This window comes from Paraburkholderia sp. A1RI-2L, from assembly GCF_048957375.1.
Lineage (GTDB): Bacteria > Pseudomonadota > Gammaproteobacteria > Burkholderiales > Burkholderiaceae > Paraburkholderia.
In genome coordinates, this window is sequence record NZ_JARBTA010000018.1 from 1 (window position 1) to 1,135 (window position 1,135).

At 62.0% G+C, this 1,135-nt stretch carries 1 protein-coding gene; it reads left to right on the forward strand.

Features of this window, described 5'->3' with window-relative positions:
- The first annotated feature begins 121 nt into the window (after positions 1-121).
- A complete protein-coding gene (locus tag PWP93_RS37310; RefSeq protein WP_421026637.1) occupies positions 122-1,081 on the forward strand; it encodes an IS5 family transposase in 960 nt (319 codons plus the stop codon).
- Positions 1,082-1,135 lie beyond the last annotated feature (54 nt).

Consider the following 1,135-nt stretch of genomic DNA (forward strand, 5'->3'; position numbering starts at 1 on the left):
GGCGTTGTTGCAGAAATTGGGGCGCTTCCAGGTGGACTGACGTTTACGTGCAACGCTCGGGTTGACCAGGATGTTAACTTCGCATCGAGCTGCGTAGATTCTCGATTTTTTCCCCGAGAAGATGCGCAAGGACGAACGCAAGGCCAGCGAACCCAAAGGGGTGTACCGCGTCAGGAACTGGCGGGATTACAACGCGGGCTTGATCGCAAGAGGCGATGTAACCATGTGGATTGATGAAGGCGTACTGACGCAGGTACCCGAGGCTGGCCCGACCAGGCACGGCCGACCGCGTGTCTACAGCGATGCAGCGATCCAGATGCTGCTCAGTCTCAAGCAAGTCTTTCATCTGCCGCTGCGCGCACTGCAAGGCTTCGCCCAGAGCTTGCGCAAGCTCGCCTTTCCGAGCTTGCCGGTACCCAACTACACGACCTTGAGCCGTCGCGCCCAGACCCTCAAGGTCGCGCTGCCGGCGCAACGTCCCCATGAGCCCATGCACCTCGTGATCGACAGCACCGGGCTGAAGGTTTACGGCGAAGGCGAGTGGAAGGTGCGCAAGCATGGCTGGTCCAAGCGTCGCACCTGGCGCAAGGTGCACCTCGCGATGGATGCGAACACAGGCCAGATCTGCGCCGCGCTGATGACCCATCAGGACGAAGGCGATGGCGAAGTGTTGCCCGATCTGCTCGACCAGATTCCGGCTGATGTAATGATCGATACCATCGCAGGCGATGGCGCTTACGACACCAAGCCTTGTCACGCGCAGATCGCCGCGCGTGGCGCCAGCCCGTCGATTCCGCCGCGCGAGGGAGCGAAGCCGTGGCCAGACCGCACGCCCGGCGCCACCTGGCGCAATGCAGCTATTGCCGCTATCGAAGGAAGCAGCAGGCGCGAATGGAAGCAGGCGAGCGGCTACCACCGGCGATCGCTCGCCGAGACCTTGATGTACCGGCTCAAGGTACTCACGGGCTCCTGTCTGTGGGCGCGCGCGACGGGCTCGCAAGCCACCGAGGTATCAATCCGTGCGGGTGTACTCAATCGCATGGTAGCCCTCGCTCGCCCGCAGTCCGTCCGTATCGCCTGAGATTGAGAGCACACAGATCATGTCGTCTCTACGCCTGATTTACGCAACAACGCC

What these genes read in the sequence shown, in the direction of transcription:
- PWP93_RS37310 (WP_421026637.1), top strand. Translation starts at nt 122, where the DNA reads ATGCGCAAGGACGAACGCAAGGCCAGCGAACCCAAAGGGGTGTACCGC.